17 protein-coding genes are annotated in these 14,684 nt (G+C 71.3%); 5 read left to right on the top strand and 12 right to left on the bottom strand.

Annotation, left to right across the window (positions count from 1 at the left end; all coding sequences use genetic code 11):
* Position 1: 1 nt before the first annotated feature.
* Positions 2 to 442 (bottom strand): DinB family protein, encoded by a 441-nt coding sequence (locus tag ACQP2Y_RS35695; RefSeq protein WP_433720470.1) that lies wholly within the window; start codon positions 440 to 442, stop codon positions 2 to 4.
* Complete coding sequence (locus ACQP2Y_RS35700) at positions 414 to 596, bottom strand: hypothetical protein (RefSeq protein ID WP_433720472.1); 183 nt, start codon at positions 594 to 596, stop codon at positions 414 to 416. The genes ACQP2Y_RS35695 and ACQP2Y_RS35700 overlap by 29 nt, the downstream gene beginning before the upstream one ends.
* A gap of 88 nt (positions 597 to 684) precedes the next feature.
* On the opposite strand from ACQP2Y_RS35700, the gene ACQP2Y_RS35705 reads away from it, so the two are divergent.
* Positions 685 to 1,080, top strand: coding sequence for a PLD nuclease N-terminal domain-containing protein (locus tag ACQP2Y_RS35705; protein ID WP_433720474.1), 396 nt, complete (start codon positions 685 to 687; stop codon positions 1,078 to 1,080).
* Positions 1,081 to 1,116: 36 nt separating this feature from the next.
* Here ACQP2Y_RS35705 and tuf read toward each other — a convergent pair whose 3' ends face one another.
* The 3 genes from tuf to ACQP2Y_RS35720 form a co-directional block, all read right to left on the bottom strand.
* Positions 1,117 to 2,304: an elongation factor Tu gene (gene tuf, locus ACQP2Y_RS35710; protein WP_360827898.1), complete on the bottom strand. Its 1,188-nt coding sequence runs from the start codon at positions 2,302 to 2,304 to the stop codon at positions 1,117 to 1,119.
* 247 nt (positions 2,305 to 2,551) lie between these two features.
* Positions 2,552 to 3,334, bottom strand: coding sequence for a L,D-transpeptidase family protein (locus ACQP2Y_RS35715; RefSeq protein ID WP_433720476.1), 783 nt, complete (start codon positions 3,332 to 3,334; stop codon positions 2,552 to 2,554).
* Between the two features lie 19 nt (positions 3,335 to 3,353).
* Positions 3,354 to 5,234 carry a protein kinase domain-containing protein gene (locus tag ACQP2Y_RS35720; protein WP_433720478.1) on the bottom strand — a complete coding sequence of 627 codons (1,881 nt, stop codon included), beginning with the start codon at positions 5,232 to 5,234 and terminating at the stop codon, positions 3,354 to 3,356.
* Between the two features lie 333 nt (positions 5,235 to 5,567).
* Here ACQP2Y_RS35720 and ACQP2Y_RS35725 point away from each other — a divergent pair, with 333 nt between their 5' ends.
* The gene (locus ACQP2Y_RS35725; RefSeq protein ID WP_433720479.1) at positions 5,568 to 7,667 is read left to right on the top strand and encodes a hybrid sensor histidine kinase/response regulator; all 2,100 of its coding nucleotides are present in this window, start codon (positions 5,568 to 5,570) and stop codon (positions 7,665 to 7,667) included.
* Here ACQP2Y_RS35725 and ACQP2Y_RS35730 read toward each other — a convergent pair.
* The 3 genes from ACQP2Y_RS35730 to ACQP2Y_RS35740 are packed head-to-tail and all read right to left on the bottom strand — an operon-like array spanning position 7,652 to position 9,695.
* Positions 7,652 to 7,819 (bottom strand): hypothetical protein, encoded by a 168-nt coding sequence (locus ACQP2Y_RS35730; RefSeq protein WP_433720480.1) that lies wholly within the window; start codon positions 7,817 to 7,819, stop codon positions 7,652 to 7,654. The two genes, ACQP2Y_RS35725 and ACQP2Y_RS35730, sit on opposite strands and share 16 nt — an antisense overlap.
* Entirely contained in the window at positions 7,819 to 8,760 is a 942-nt protein-coding gene (locus tag ACQP2Y_RS35735; RefSeq protein WP_433720482.1) for a glycoside hydrolase family 88 protein, read from the bottom strand. The genes ACQP2Y_RS35730 and ACQP2Y_RS35735 overlap by 1 nt, the downstream gene beginning before the upstream one ends.
* Entirely contained in the window at positions 8,757 to 9,695 is a 939-nt protein-coding gene (locus ACQP2Y_RS35740; RefSeq protein ID WP_433720484.1) for a ribose-phosphate diphosphokinase, read from the bottom strand. The genes ACQP2Y_RS35735 and ACQP2Y_RS35740 overlap by 4 nt, the downstream gene beginning before the upstream one ends.
* Positions 9,696 to 9,794: 99 nt before the next feature.
* On the opposite strand from ACQP2Y_RS35740, the gene ACQP2Y_RS35745 reads away from it, so the two are divergent.
* Complete coding sequence (locus tag ACQP2Y_RS35745) at positions 9,795 to 10,622, top strand: ABC transporter ATP-binding protein (protein WP_433720486.1); 828 nt, start codon at positions 9,795 to 9,797, stop codon at positions 10,620 to 10,622.
* On the opposite strand, the gene ACQP2Y_RS35750 is transcribed toward ACQP2Y_RS35745, so the two are convergent.
* Positions 10,619 to 11,092, bottom strand: a complete 474-nt coding sequence (locus ACQP2Y_RS35750) for an OsmC family protein (protein WP_433720488.1) — start codon at positions 11,090 to 11,092, stop codon at positions 10,619 to 10,621. The genes ACQP2Y_RS35745 and ACQP2Y_RS35750 overlap by 4 nt on opposite strands.
* Positions 11,093 to 11,102: 10 nt before the next feature.
* Positions 11,103 to 11,633 (bottom strand): hypothetical protein, encoded by a 531-nt coding sequence (locus ACQP2Y_RS35755; protein ID WP_433720490.1) that lies wholly within the window; start codon positions 11,631 to 11,633, stop codon positions 11,103 to 11,105.
* 313 nt (positions 11,634 to 11,946) lie between these two features.
* Here ACQP2Y_RS35755 and ACQP2Y_RS35760 point away from each other — a divergent pair, with 313 nt between their 5' ends.
* On the top strand, positions 11,947 to 12,732 hold the full coding sequence (locus ACQP2Y_RS35760) for a DUF6082 family protein (protein WP_433720492.1): 786 nt from the start codon (positions 11,947 to 11,949) through the stop codon (positions 12,730 to 12,732).
* Positions 12,733 to 12,735: 3 nt separating this feature from the next.
* On the opposite strand, the gene ACQP2Y_RS35765 is transcribed toward ACQP2Y_RS35760, so the two are convergent.
* A complete protein-coding gene (locus ACQP2Y_RS35765) occupies positions 12,736 to 12,972 on the bottom strand; it encodes a hypothetical protein (RefSeq protein WP_433720493.1) in 237 nt (78 codons plus the stop codon).
* Between the two features lie 360 nt (positions 12,973 to 13,332).
* Between ACQP2Y_RS35765 and ACQP2Y_RS35770 the strand changes: the two genes are divergently transcribed.
* Positions 13,333 to 14,268, top strand: a complete 936-nt coding sequence (locus ACQP2Y_RS35770) for a hypothetical protein (protein ID WP_433720495.1) — start codon at positions 13,333 to 13,335, stop codon at positions 14,266 to 14,268.
* A gap of 11 nt (positions 14,269 to 14,279) precedes the next feature.
* On the opposite strand, the gene ACQP2Y_RS35775 is transcribed toward ACQP2Y_RS35770, so the two are convergent.
* Entirely contained in the window at positions 14,280 to 14,657 is a 378-nt protein-coding gene (locus ACQP2Y_RS35775) for a VOC family protein (RefSeq protein ID WP_433720497.1), read from the bottom strand.
* Between the last annotated feature and the right edge of the window lie 27 nt (positions 14,658 to 14,684).

Below are 14,684 nucleotides of genomic sequence, written 5' to 3' on the forward strand. Positions count from 1 at the left end.
GTCAGCGGGACTCCAGCACAGACAGATCCCTCATCGCGAAGCGGTAGTGCTCGATCTCCTCTTCGAGCACGACGGCCAGACACCCGGCCACCGCGCGGACCTCGTCGGGGTAGCCCGGAGCCGGCGGCCGGGTGCAGGGCCGGCCCAGGTCGGCGTCGGTCAGGCCGTTCAGGATGCCCGCGAGCACGGCCAGCCGGTCCGCCCGGGCGGCCAGGACCTCGGCCCAGGTCGGCTCCGCCGTGAGATCGATGCCCAGGCCGGCCGCGTCCGCCGCGGCGTAGGCGGCCTGCGGAAGACCGATCCGGTGGTACGGCAGCTCCTCGTCGAGAACCGTGCGGCTGGCCCAGGAGTCGGTGATGAAGACGAGGTGGCGCAGCGTCTCGGCGAAGGACCACTCACCGTCCACCCGCTCGTCACGGGCCGGCTCGGGCAGGGCCTCCACCCAGCCAGGAGTCGACGACCTTGACGCCGGTGAGATCGCAGTCGACCAGGGTCACGCCGGTCAGATCGGCGACCTCGACGCGGGTGCCACGGAACCTGGCGGTGTCCCGGTGCGCGCCGGCGGACCAGCGGTGGGGACCGAACTGTGCAGCCATCCCGCCATCCTGCCGCACCCGATCGGCCGGTGCGGACAGCATGCTTCGGGGTCACCTGGACGGCCGGTTTCTGTCATGATCTCTCGCCATGATCCGGCTGTATTCGCTCTTCGTGCTGATCGACCTGGCGCTGCTCGTCGTCGCGCTGATCAGCTGCCTGTCCGCCGAGGAATTCGAGATCCGGGCTCTGCCCCGGATCGCCTGGGTCTTCCTCATCCTGCTGTTCTCCCCGATCGGTGCGATCGCCTGGTTCGTCGCCGGTCGTCCGGCGCGTCCGGTGCGGCTCAGCAACGGCACCACCTGGCGGCCGGGCAGCGGCTTTCCCGAGCAGGAGCGGCCCCGGCGCGCTGCCCCGCTCGCGCCGGACGACGACCCGGAATTCCTCAAGAGCCTGGGTCCGGATCGGACCGAGCTCCAGCGCTGGGAGGCGGACCTGCGCCGCCGGGAGGAAGAGCTGCGCCGGCAGGAGCCCAAGGAGCAATGACAGAACGGGGCCACCCGCAGGTGGCCCCGTTCCCGTTCAGTCCAGCAGTTCCTTGACCGTACCCGCGGCGACGGTGTGGCCGCCCTCGCGGACCGCGAAGCCGAGACCGACGTCCATCGCCACCTCCTTGCCCAGGTGCACCGTCAGGTCGACCGTGTCACCCGGCATGACCATCGGCAGCTCACCGAGGTCGATCGCGCCGGACACGTCCGTGGTGCGGAAGAAGAACTGCGGGCGGTAGTTCGCCACGAACGGCGTGTGCCGGCCACCTTCCTCCTTCGTCAGCGCGTACATGGTCGCCGTGAAGCTCTTGTGCGGCTTGACGCTGCCCGGCAGCGCCACGACCTGGCCGCGCTGCACCTGGTCGCGCTTGATCCCGCGGAGCAGGATCGCCGCGTTGTCACCGGCCTCCGCGGTCGGCAGGCTCTTGCCGAACGTCTCGAGCCCGGTCGCGACCGTGCTGAGCGTCTCGCCGAGGCCGACGACCTCGACCGGGTCGCCGACGCGCAGCGTGCCGCGCTCGATCTTGCCGGTGACCACGGTGCCGCGGCCGCTGATGGTGAGCACGTTCTCGATAGGCATCAGGAACGGCTCCCCCAGCTCCCGCTCCGGCACGGGCACGTACGCGTCCACGGCGTCGAGCAGCTCCACGATGGACTGCGTCCACCGCGGGTCACCCTCGAGGGCCTTCAGCGCGCTCACCCGCACCACCGGGACCTCGTCGCCGGGGAAGCCGTACTCGCCGAGCAGCTCACGCACCTCCAGCTCGACCAGGTCGAGCAGCTCCTCGTCCTCGACCGCGTCGCTCTTGTTGAGCGCCACGACCAGGTACGGCACCCCGACCCGCTGGGCCAGCAGCACGTGCTCGCGGGTCTGCGGCATGGCGCCGTCCTGCGCCGAGACGACGAGGATCGCGCCGTCCACCTGCGCCGCCCCCGTGATCATGTTCTTCACGTAGTCGGCGTGCCCCGGCATGTCGACGTGGGCGTAGTGCCGGGCCGCGGTCTCGTACTCGACGTGGGAGATGTTGATGGTGATGCCGCGCAGCGCCTCCTCCGGCGCCTTGTCGATGCCCTCGAAGGCGACGAACCGGTTGGCGGCCGGGTCGCGGTCGGCGAGGACCTTCGTGATGGCGGCGGTCAGGGTCGTCTTGCCGTGGTCGACGTGACCCATCGTGCCGATGTTCAGGTGTGGCTTGGTCCGGACGAACTGGCTCTTGGCCATGGTTGTACTTGTCCTCACTGGATGCGAGAAACGGTCGGGTCGAAAGGTGGAACGCGAGCCTTGCCCAGGGACGCGCGCCAGAACCGCGCAGCTACCCTTCCCCGGGTTCTGCTGCGGCTTGGGGAAGGGTCAGATTCGCGTATCGCACGCGGGAGCGGCCAGCGGGGAGAACCCCGCGGGCAGCTGCAGACCGGGTGCGAACATGCGGATCACGGTAGGCGGTAACGCCGGAACCGGCGACCTTATTTCACACCTTGCCGAGGTCGGCCGTCGGCGCCATCACGATGCGCGGCAACTGGGCCGGATCGAGCCACTGGAGCACCCGGACCACGTCGCTGCGGCTCAGCGACACGCAGCCGGCCGTCGAGCCGGCGCCCTTGACGTGCAGGAAGATCGCCGAGCCCCGCTTGACGTTCGCCGGCTTGCTGGTGACGTACTCGCCGTGAGTGGCGTCCCAGGTGATCGAGGTGGGCGCCGGGCGGTTGTAGTCGATGACCGCCGCGAACTCGTACTGCGTGGGGTACGCGGCCAGCCGTTCCGCCTCGCCCGTCCGCCAGGTGCGCTTGGCGGACGCCGACGGCTGGAACATGTTGTAGGTCTTGGGGTCCTTGTTGTCGCCGACCCAGTAGTCGTTGGTGTCGGCCCGGGTCCACGGCATCTTGGTGCTGGGACCGTTCTTCAGGCCGAAGGTCTGGGTGATCCGGAAGGTGCCCATCGGCGTGGTGCCGGAGTCCTGGATCCGCTGCCCCGCCCAGGCCCAGCCGGCATAACCGTTGCGCGCCGCCATCGCCGGGAACTTCGCCGTCCAGGTCTTGCCGTCGGCACCCAGCTGGTACGTGTACACCGTCGAGTACGAGGAGCCGCGCGACTTGCCGACCACGACGACCACCTGCCGGGAGTCGGCGACCTTGGCCAGCTTGGTCGGGTGGTACGGCGGGACCGCGGCGGCGTCGGCGGACATCGCCCGCACCACGCCGAGACCGGCCACGACAGCGCCGAGCACGATCCCGGCCGCGAGCAACCTACGCATAGTTCACGGACGATACCGTTCACCAGTCGAAGGCGCTGCCCCTCGCGACCTTGGCCCCGCCGTACCGGCTCTGGCCGAAGGTCCACGACATGATCACCTGATAGCGGCGGCCCTTGACCGGCTCGACCGTCAGCGGCCCGCAGAGCCGGGTCGGCCGGTCCTTGGTGAAGGTCAGGCCGGTGCAGACCTTCGGGCTGCCGACCGTACGGCCGGAGCTCAGGTCCTGCAGGGCGACGGCGATCCGGCCCTCGCCCGGGGTGGGGGCGGTCAGCATCGCCTGGATCCGTACCCGGCTGCCCAGCGCGTGGCAGGGGCTGACCACCAGCGGGGTGAAGCCGGCCATGCCGAACTCGCGCTCGCAGGCGTACGGGCCGTACGGCTGGGCCTCCTTGACCCGGGGTTTCGGCGTGGTCTTGCGGGTCGCCGCCGGCCGGGCCGGGGACAGCGCCTGCGCGGCGACCGCAGCGCCGGTGGGCCGACGCCGCTGGGCGGCGGGCTCGTGGGAGGCGCTGGTACGCGCGGCCGGGGCCGAGCGGGATGCGGCGACCGGGCCCGAGGGCCTGCTCGCCGGCAGCATCGGTTCGGCCGCCGCGGCACCGGCCTGCTGGCCCGGGGTACGGACCAGGTGCCAGGCCGTGGTGGCCACCCCGGAGGCCAGCATCGCCGCCGAGACCACCGCGATAGTGGCCCAGGGCCGGCCCCAGCGCCAGCTCGCCGGCTGGTTGCGTCGCCGCGGCACCGGCAGTCGCACGCCGGCCAGCGACGGGTGGACCGGCTTCGGCACCTCCGGACCGGCGGCGCGCGGCTTCCGCTCATCCCCGGCGCGCGGCTTCCGCTCATCCCCGGCGCGGGCGGGCCGGGGCGACGCAGACTCATCCGCGGCGCGGGCGGATCGGGACGACGCAGACTCATCCGCGGCTCGGGCCGACCGGGGCGACACAGACTCGTCCGCGGCAAGGACGAGCCGGGACGAGACGGGCTCGGCGGCGGACCGCTCGGGCCGCGGCAGCGCGGGTACGTCCCCCGCCGCGCGGGCCACGGCGCTCAGCTCGGCGATCAGTTCGCCGGCGGTCGGGCGGAGCCGGGGCTTCTGTTCCAGGCAGCCGGTGATGATCTCCCAGAGCGGATCGGGGATGCCCGGCAACCGCTGCGGGTTGCCCTCCAGGTGCAGCCGCATCAGGTCGTGGACGGTGTCGCTGTCGTACGGCGGCCGCCCGCACACCATCTCGTAGAGCAGCACCCCGAGGGCGTAGATGTCGGCCGCGGGGCTGACCGTGGCGCTGTGGAACGCCTCCGGCGCCATGTAGTGCGGGGTGCCGACGACGGCGTGGGTCGTGGTGAGGCTCGGGGTGTTGAGGACCCGGGCGATGCCGAAGTCGGTGAGGCGGGTGTCGAGCTCGCCGTCCGTACGGTGCAGCAGGATGTTGTCGGGTTTGAGATCGCGGTGGATGATGCCGAGCTCGTGCGCCTCGGCCAGCGCGGCCACCACCTGCGCGGCGAGGCGGGCCGCCTCGCCGGGCCTGAGGGTGTGCTGCTCGCGCAGGTATTCACGCAGGCTGCCGCCGGGGACCAGGTCCATCACCAGGCCCAGCGACTCGCCGACGCTGAACAGGTCCCGGACCCGCACCACGTTGCGGTGCCGCAGCATCAGCAGGATCGTGCGCTCCTGCACGAAGCGGGTGACCAGCTTGGGCTGCCGGAGCAGGCTCTCGTGCAGCAGCTTGACCGCGACCGGCTCGCCGGAGGCCCGGTCGACCCCCCGCCAGACCGTGCCCGTCGCCCCCTGCCCGATGGGCCGGACGAGGATGTACGAGCTGCCGACGCACCGCCCGCTCAGATCGAGGGTCGACGCGCCGTCCGAATCCGGGCGTACGCCGCTGCCCGTGGGATCCTGATCCACCTGTGGTCGTGTCCTTCCGCCGCTGCGGTGCTCTGCCAACCTTCGCTGTACCGAGGCCTTCGCTGACCAGGCGGAATGATGGTGTTTGTCCGGATCAAAAGGCAAATGCATGCGTCGGAGTTCGCACCCAAGGTAGTTGTGCGGGGTCGCCCGTCACCCCGGCGGCGCCTCGTCGTTCCAGCCCATCGAGAGCCCGTGAACAGCGAAAACTCCGCGGACGGCCGGCGCTGGGACCCGCCGGGCGGGTGTGACGGGTGGGAACATCCTCGGCCGGACGGTTGCTTTGCCGGGAAACGACCACGACGCCCCGCGCTATTGCAGATAGTGAACGACATGGGTGTCATGGCTTATCCCCTCCGATACGCGCTGGCCGATCTGGCCCTGGCGCTCAGCCGCGCCTCCCAGGATGCGGCGACCGTGTGCGCGACCGCGGCCCAGGCCGCGGCCGACATGCTCGGCGACGGCGCCGGGGTCCAGCTGTTGCGCGACGACGGCCGGTACGACGCGATCACGTTCCACCATCCCGACGACGAGCTGAACCGGCCGTACGCCCGGCTGCTCGACCGGGAGGGTGAGCTGCCCGACGACGACTTCTCCACGGGGCTGGCCGCGAGCCGCCGGCCCGTGGTGCTGGCCGGCGAGGGCACCGACCCGCTCAGTGAGCTGCCCCGCCCCCGGCACCAGGCGTACGTGGACCCGGGCGGCCACCCGCCGGCCGTGCACTCGGCCGTGCTGTGCCCGGTGATCGTGGACAACACCTACGCCGGCTACCTGGTGCTGGTCCGCGCCACCCCGGGCGCGACCTACTCCGAGGCCGATGTCGAGCTGGCCCGCGACATCGCCGGCGAGCTGTCCCTGGCGCTGTCGTCGGCCCGGGCCACGGAGCGGCTGCGGGCCAGCGAGGAACGCTACCGCCGGGTGCTGGAGACCATCCCCGAAGGCGTGCTGCAGCTCGATGCGGACGGCGTGGCCACGTACGCCAACGAGCCGATCGGTGTCGTCCTCGGCCTGCCCCGCGCCCAGCTGGTCGGGGTCTCGCTGCGCGGCTTCCTGGACGAACGCGGCCAGGCCGAGCTGATGCGCCGGCTGGCCGAGTGCCGGGCCGGGCGCTCCACGGTCGGCGGGGCCCGGCTGATGCGCGCCGACGGCTCGCAGCGCAGCGTGCGGATGAGCATGATGCCGCTGACCGACGAGCACGGCCAGCACCTCGGCGTGCTGTGCATGATCACCGACACCACCGACCACATCGACACCAAGGGGCTCAAGCGCCAGCTCGACCACCTGCGCCGGCTGGACAGCATGAGCCAGCTCATCGGCGGCATCTCGCACGACTTCAACAACCTGATGACCGTCGTGCAGGGCTCCGCCGACATGATCGCGACCACCACCGCCGAGGGCTCGCCGCAGCACCAGATGGCCAAGGACATCATGGACGCGGTCAGCACCGGCCGGACGCTGACCCATCAGCTGCTGGCGTTCGGGCGCACCGAGGGCAACCGGCCCGAGGTCATCCCGATCCCCGACCTGCTGACCGACGTGCAGAGCCTGTTCAGCCGGACCCTGGGCGAGCGGATCGGCCTCGACCTGGCGTTCGGGCCGGACGTCTGGCCGGTCCGGGCCGAGCGCGGCCCGCTCGAGCAGGCGCTGGTCAACCTGGCCGCGAACGCCCGCGACGCGATGCTGCACGGCGGCATGCTGCGGGTGGCGGCGACCAACGAGGTGGTGGCGCCCGGGCAGCTCGCCGAGGGCGCGCCGACCGGCCGGCTGGTGCACATGGTCATCCAGGACACCGGTACGGGCATGTCCGACGAGACCCGGCGGCGGGCGCTGGAGCCGTTCTTCACCACCCGGCCCACCGCGGCCGGGCTGGGCCTGGCCACCGCCGCGGGCGTCGTGCAGAGCATCGGCGGGCACATCTCGCTGGAGTCGCAGCCCCGGATGGGCACAACCGTGCACCTCTACCTGCCCGCGGCCGAGGAGCGGACCACCCCGGCGGTGGACCGGCAGAGCACCCCGTCGGTGATCGGCCGGGTGCTGATCGTCGAGGACCAGCCCGAGGTGGCCCAGCTCGTGCAGCGGCTGATCGCGCCGGCCGGCTACGAGATCACCGTGGCCACCGACGCGCTGATGGCGGTGACCCAGGTGGCCGCGGGGGCGCACCCGGACCTGCTGATCACCGACGTGGTGATGCCGGCGATGACCGGGCCGGAGCTGGCCGCGGCGCTGCGGACGCACCACCCGGACCTGCCGGTGCTCTACATGTCCGGTTACACGGCGGCGTCGCTGGGCCCGCAGCTGCACCTGGACGCGAACAGCATGCTGGTGGAGAAGCCGTTCACCCGGTCGACGCTGCTGGGGGCGATCCGTTCGCTCTGCGGGCCGCAGCCGGTCCCGCAGGCGGCCGCGCCGGCCGTCCCTCAGTCCGGGGCCTGACCTCCGCGGCTGAGACCGAGCAGGACCGAGGCGAGCACGAGGACGCCCAGGCCGAGCCAGACCCAGGCGGGCGAGGCCCAGTGCTCGTTGGCCAGGTAACCGGCGATCAGGCCGGCCCCGGCGCCGAGCAGCAGCAGACCCGCGCCGCGCATCAGCTGTGCCCCGGCCGGGCCGGGCCGACCGCGCAGGCGGCCAGCAGGTGGAACGCCTGCGCCTCGGCGGACCAGCCGGGCCGGTCGAAGGACGGCGAACCGCAGGCACCGCGGACGATGCCGTACCGGTCGACCTCGCGGGTGGCCGCGGCCAGCAGGTCCCGGCCGGTCGCGGCGTAGGACTCCGGCAGCCAGCCGTCGGCCGCGCCCACCGCCGCCGCGTAGGCGAACATCTGCGCGGCGTTGGTCTCCCGGAACGTCGCCGGGTCGTCCAGCACGTCGTGGAAGAGCCCGTCCGGTCGGCGCAGCGCCAGGCAGGCGTCCAGCACCTCCCGGGCGTGCGCGGCCAGGTCGTCGCGTTGCGGCAGCTCGGGCACGAGCCGCAGGGTGCGCGCGATGCCCGCGACCACCCAGCCGTTGCCGCCGCCCCAGTGGTCGGCGCGGCGGAGCGTTCCGCTCTCCTCCGACCAGATCGCCGCGTACAGCCCGTCCCGGCACAGCCGCCGGCGATGCCCCTCCAGCTGGGCCACGGCCAGGTCGCCCCGGCCGGAGAGCGCCAGGAAGGGCAGCACCATGTAAACGGTGTCGGCCCACATCTCGCGGGCGCCGAGCATGTGGAACAGCGTGCCGTCGGCGGCCCGCGGCGCGGCGTCGGTCAGCCAGGCGAGCTGGCGCCGGGCCGCGGCGGCAAAAACTTCTTCCCCGGTGCGGCGGTGAGCGGCCAGCACGGCCTCCCCGCAGGCAGCCCCGTTGACCACCCCGGGCTCGTCCACGTCACCGAGCCGCCCGTCCGCCGCCTGCCGGGCCACCGCCGCCTCGGCCAGCAGCAACGCGAGGTCGTCCCGCCCCAGGTCCAGGGCAGCCTGCGCGGCGACGCCCTGCTCCCACGACTGGCGCTGCACGGCCAGCAACGCGGAAAGCACCGCCTCCAGGCGACTCATGCGAACAGGGCGCTGACCGACTCGCCGTTGTGGATCCGGCGCATCGCCTCGGCCAGCGCCGGAGCCACGGACAGCACGGTCAGCTTGTCGGTGTGGTGGTCCTTGGGGATCGGCACCGTGTTGGTGCAGACGATCTCCTCGATGTCCTTCTCGGCCGACAGCCGGGCCACCGCGTCCCCGGCGAACAACCCGTGTGTGCAGGCCACCCGGACGCTGCGGACGTTGCGCTCACGCAGCCGGGCCAGCAGCTCGAAGACCGTGCTGCCCTTGGCGATCTCGTCGTCCAGCACGATCACGTCCCGGTCGGCCACCTCGCCGATCACCGAGCTGATCACCACGTTGTCGTCGGCGAAGCGCTGCTTGGCGCCGGCCGCGACCTCGATGCCGAGCAGCCGGGCGAATGCCGCGGCCTCCTTGGCGTTGCCGAGGTCCGGGGAGACCACGACGGCGTTGCTCAGGTCGTAGCCCCGGAAGTGATGGGCCAGCTCGCGCAGGGCGTGCAGGTGGTCCACCGGGACGCTGAAGAAGCCGTGGACCTGCGGAGAGTGCAAGGTCATGGCCAGGATGCGATGCGCGCCGGCGGTCTGCAACAGGTCCGCGACGAGCCGGCCACCGATCGAGATGCGCGGCGCGTCCTTCTTGTCGCTGCGGGCGTACGCGTAGTGCGGCAGCACCACGGTGATCCGTCCGGCGGAGGCCCCGCGGGCGGCGTCGAGCATGAAGAGCAGCTCGACCAGGTTCTCCTGGACGGGCGGCACGAGGGGCTGGATGAGGAAGACGTCCCGTTCCCGGCAGTTGCCCTGCAGTTGCACCTCTATGCAGTCGTTGGCGAACCGGGAGGTCTTGGTGGGTAGCAGCGGCACGCCCAGGTGATCACAGATCTCGGCTGCCAGCTCCGGGTGGGCACTCCCGGTGAAAACCGCGATGTCACGCACGGGCACCACCCTAAGCGCTGCTCCGCCGACACCACGGAGCGACCTGCTCGGCGCGCGCGGGGGTACCTCCGACGAGCGGATCTTCGCTAGCGTGGGCCCATGAACGGACTTGCCGTGGCCTGCCGCCGGGTGGTGCACATCTACCGTGCCGAGGCCGGCGACGTGGTCGCGCTGGCCGGCGTCGACCTGTCCATCGCGCCCGGAGAGACGCTGGCCCTGGTCGGGCCGTCGGGATCGGGCAAGTCGACGCTGATCGCCCTGCTCGCGGGGCTCATGCGCCCGTCGGCCGGCCGGATCAACATCGGCACGTACGACATGGGCAAGCTCTCCGACGCCGAGGTCTCCCGGCTGCGCGGCACCGAGGTGGGAGTGGTGCTGCAGGGGGCTGCGCGCAATCTGCTGCCGTACGCGTCGCTGCACCGCAACATCTGGCTGGCCCAGCGGCGCGCCGCGCACACCCGCGGCATCGAGCTCGACGACCCGGACCGCATCCTGGATCTGGTCGGGCTGCCCGGGCAGGGACGGGCGAAGATCGCCGAGCTGACCCCGGGCGCCCGGCAGCGGGCCGCCCTGGCGGTCGGCATCGCGGCCGGTCCGGGCCTGCTGCTGGTGGACGAGCCGACCAGCCGGCTGGACACGGCGGGCCGCAACGAGGTGCTGGCGGCGATGGAGACGGTCAACGCCGAACGGCAGACGACGATCGTGGTGGTCACCCACGACAACGAGGTGGGCGCGCGGCTGGGCCGGGCGGTGACGATCCGCGACGGCCGGGTCGGCGCGGAGGGCCGCGACGGTCAGGACTTCGCGGTGGTGGCCGGCGACGGCACGGTGCAGCTGCCCCCGGAGGTCCTGGGCAACTATCCGCCGGGCACGCTCTTCACGGTCGACCACGAGAACGGCACGGTCACGCTGGTCCCGGGAGGTTAGCCTTCGTCCTCCCGCTCCGGGACGGTCCGCACGGTCGGGTTGATCCTGATCGTGGAGTTCAGCGAGTTGGCGATGTAGCACTCGTGGTGGGCCTGCTCGACCAGCGCGAGCACCTGCTTCTCGTCGGTGCCGGGGGCCACGTCGATCACCGGCGCGAGCTCGATGAGCTCGATCCGTGCCCGGCGAAGGTCCTCGCTGAGATGCCCGACCGCCTCGTCGGTGTAGCCGAGCACGTCCACGTGCCGGCGGGCGGCCAGCGACAGGAAGGACAGCAGCTGGCAGGAGCTGGCCGCCATGACGACAAGCTGCTCGGGATTCAGCAGGGCGGCGTCACCACGGAAATGCGGATCGGCGCTGAGCCGCAGGTCGTCGTCGGCCGCGGCCGCGGTGTGGGCACGTGAGTAGAAACGGTAGCCCGCGCCGGTCGAGCCGTCCCACGCCAGCCGGGCGGTGTGCACCAACTTCTCCATGCACCCCAAGTTAGCGGGGCGAGCGGCTTCCGCCGTGCGAAGCGACCAGGGCGTCGGCCACGAGGGCGGCGTCCGCGTCGGCGATCTCCCCCGGATACTCCGGCAGGAGGTCGTCCCAGACGACCAGCCACGAGCCGTACAACTGGGCCTGGCCTTCCGGTCGGGCGAAGAACCACACGTGCAGATGGGCGCCACCGTCGCCGATGCGGTAGACGTGGGCCCGCGAAATGTGCGGCAGGGCCTGTACGTGGCGGACGATCCGGGTGGTCAGCAGCCCCAGCTCGGCGGCCATCTCGTCGGGCAGGTCGGCCATGTCGTAGTGGTCGCGGGGATACAGCATCAGCACCAGCGGCATGCCGACTCCGGGGATCCGGGCCAGCCGCCAGTGCTCGTTGAACCAGATCCCCTCGTCCCGGTTGCGGCAGTCGTTGCAGTCCGCGGGGTCCTCGCCGTGGCGTGGGGGCTCGGGCAGCACCGGCGGACGCAGCGGGGAGACACGCAGCCCGTCCTGCTCGAACGGGCTGATGTCCCATCCCGTCATGCGAGCCAGCGGCAGCCGGCGCTCGGTGTCAGCGATGCTAACTGCTCGGTCGTAGAACTCATCCGGTGGCAAGGCCATGCCGTCAGCGTACTTTGTGGACGGAGGACGCAAGTGGTGACCGCACTGCGGCACCTTTCCGCCGGCCCTTGACAAGGAGTATTGGACTTCCTGTCCATGCGCTTTATGCCGAGCTGGCGAATTCGTTTCACGTGCCGCATTATGTGACTTAAGAAAGGCCAGTTCGGCGGTCACCAGGTCTGAGCAACGGCACAGCTTCAGCCGCCTCAGATACGAGGCGCTGGAGGACGGGATCATGGCGGAGGTCGATCGCTCGAGCGCCAGGCCACTGCGCGCGACTCGGATCATGGCGTGGTGTTCGGCGGTCGTGGTCGGCACCTCTGTGACGGTCCTCGCCGGGGTCGGACTGGCGGCGTTGCTGGGCCGGCAGGGTGACGCGACATTCTGGAACAACCTGAGCAACGTCGGGCAGGCATTCGGCGTGCTGAGCTCGATCATCAGCGGTCTGGCGCTGGCCTACCTGGTCGTGACGAGCCGCGTGCAATTCCGGGAACTGCGGGCGAGCCGGGACGACCTCGAGCGACAGCATCAACTGTTGTTGCGCAGTAACGCTGAGTTGCAAAGAACGGCCGAGGCTGGTCGCGGGCAGCTCCATCTCGACATCCTCAAGCTCGCCATCGACGATCCCCAGCTCGCCGAGGTGTGGCCGCCTTTCCAGCCGGGACTCACGACGAAGCAGAACCGGCAGTACCTCTACGCCAACATCATCTACCAGTTCCAGCAGACGTGGATGAGGGTGGGCGGCCACAGCGACGAAGAGGTGCTCGACACCATGCGCTACCTGTTCACCAGCCCCATAATCCGGGACTACTGGCGAGCGTCGGCACGCGCCCGGATGTCCCTGACCCCCGGCAGCGACGAGCACCGGCTGGCCCAGAAGGTCGACGAACTCTGGCATGAGTACGAAGCGGTCATAGCCGCACGCCGGGAGTCGAACCACGGGTCGGTGAAAGACCTCCGCACTACCGGCGACGCGCGGGATCGATCCGACAGTGACTCGCCGGCCACCGAGGCTGCCTGAGCCTCAACTGAGCGGGATGTCCTTGCGGGCTGCGAGCAGGGTGGCGCGATTCACCATCACGATCCGCTCGTAACCGGCGACGGCGGCGTCCGGGGGAAGTTGGCCCGAGAGCTCGGTCGTCATGTCCGTCCCGATGACCGCGAAATTGCCGTCACTCAGTTCGAAGATGTCCGGGCACGTGCCGTTGGTGGCACTTCCTCGTTCGCTCGGGGGAACGCCGAGCCGGCGAATGATTTCCACTTGTATCGCCCTTCCAGGACACAGAATATGAACCCCCCGAACGCCGTGGCGACGAATTCCGGGGAGTGACTTTTCGGCCACAGCGAGTGCTCGAAGTGCCGTTCACACAACGGCCCGAGAACAAAGGCACGCTAGCACAATAGATCGTTCTGGCTGAGTTGAGCGGCAGTAGCGGTGCATTTTCTCGAAAGGAGGACGCGGCCCGCCTCCGGCGGCGCCCGTCACGCCGAGTCGTCAGCAGCAACATACCGTTCCAGACTTTGCCGTGGAGAGTGCCGATCGGCGGCAATGGCCGCTTTCCGAGCCACCGATCGAGCGCTTTGCCACCGCCGGTTGCGCGCGTCGGGTTTGCTCGGACGTATGGACGAGGACCTCACCCGGCTCGCCGCCGACCTCCGCGAACGTGAGCTGCTCGCCTCCCGCCGGGCCGGCATCACCGCCGCGATCACCCGGCTCGCCTCGGATCTGGACGCCCTGCGCCGCCGGCACGCGATCGAGCAGCGGGACGTGGACCGCCTGGAGAACCTCTCGCTGACCCGGCTGCTGGCCGACCTGCGCGGCTCCCGCGAGCAGGCCCTGGACCGGGAACGGGCCGAGGCCGAAGCCGCGTACTACCGGGTGGCCCAGGCGCAGGACCAGCTCGACACCCTCCGGACCCAGCTCGTCCAGATCGAGGCCCGGCTGGCGGCCACGTCGACAGCTCCCGGGACGTACGCGGCGTTGCTCGCCGAGAAGGAGCGACAGCTGCGGACGAGCGGGACAGGCCCGGCGGGCCGGCTGACCGAGCTGGCTGAGGAACGCGGCCGGCTCTCCGCCGAGCTCAAGGAGCTGACCGAGGCCGAGTCCGCGGCCCGGGCCGCCGCGCAGGCCCTGACCGAGGCGAACGAGCTGCTCGGATCGGCTGACAACTGGTCCACCGCCGACACGTTCCTCGGCGGTGGCGGACTGGCCAGCATGATCAAGCACAGCCGGCTGGACGACGCCGCGGCCCGGGCCGCCGAGGCCGACCGCCGGATCGCCGTGCTCCGCGCCGAGCTGCGCGACGTCGACCTGGCCGTGCCCACAGTGGCCGGCGAGCTCGGGCTGGGCGGCTTCACCCGCTTCGCGGACGTGTGGCTCGACAACATCTTCACCGACCTGTCCGTGCGCGGGCAGATCAAGAACGGTCTCGGGCAGCTCGGCCAGGCCGCCCAGCAGGTGGGCCGGATCCGGGCCGCGCTGGCCGCCCGGATCACCGAGAACCGCAACCGGCTCGCGACCCTCGACCGCGAACGGGCCGCCCTGCTACAGCCCTGACCCGGCGCGGGTCAGCCGTTCGCCCGCGGCTCGACGGCCTGCAGCGCCCAGCTGTTGCCGTCCGGGTCCTTGAAGTGGACGAAGTTGCCCCACGGCTGCACGTCGACGTCGCCGGCCTCGACGCCCGCGTCCAGCAGCTGCCGGCGGGCGGCCTCCGCGTCGGGCACCACCACCTGGATCTCCTGGGTGCCCGGCACCTTCTCGGTGATGCCGACGCCGAGCACGATGGAGCACGCCGAGCCGGGCGGGGTGAGCTGCACGAACCGCAGGCCCTCGTGCACCCGGTGGTCGTGGTCGGCGTTGAAGCCGATCCGCTGGTAGAACGCCTTGGCCCGGTCGACGTCGGTCACCGGTACGGGAATGAGCTCGATCTTCCACGTCGATGTCATGAGGACATCCTGCCAACCATTGCGGTC

Origin of the sequence: Actinoplanes sp. CA-051413 (genome assembly GCF_050955795.1) — a bacterium.
Lineage (GTDB): Bacteria > Actinomycetota > Actinomycetes > Mycobacteriales > Micromonosporaceae > Actinoplanes.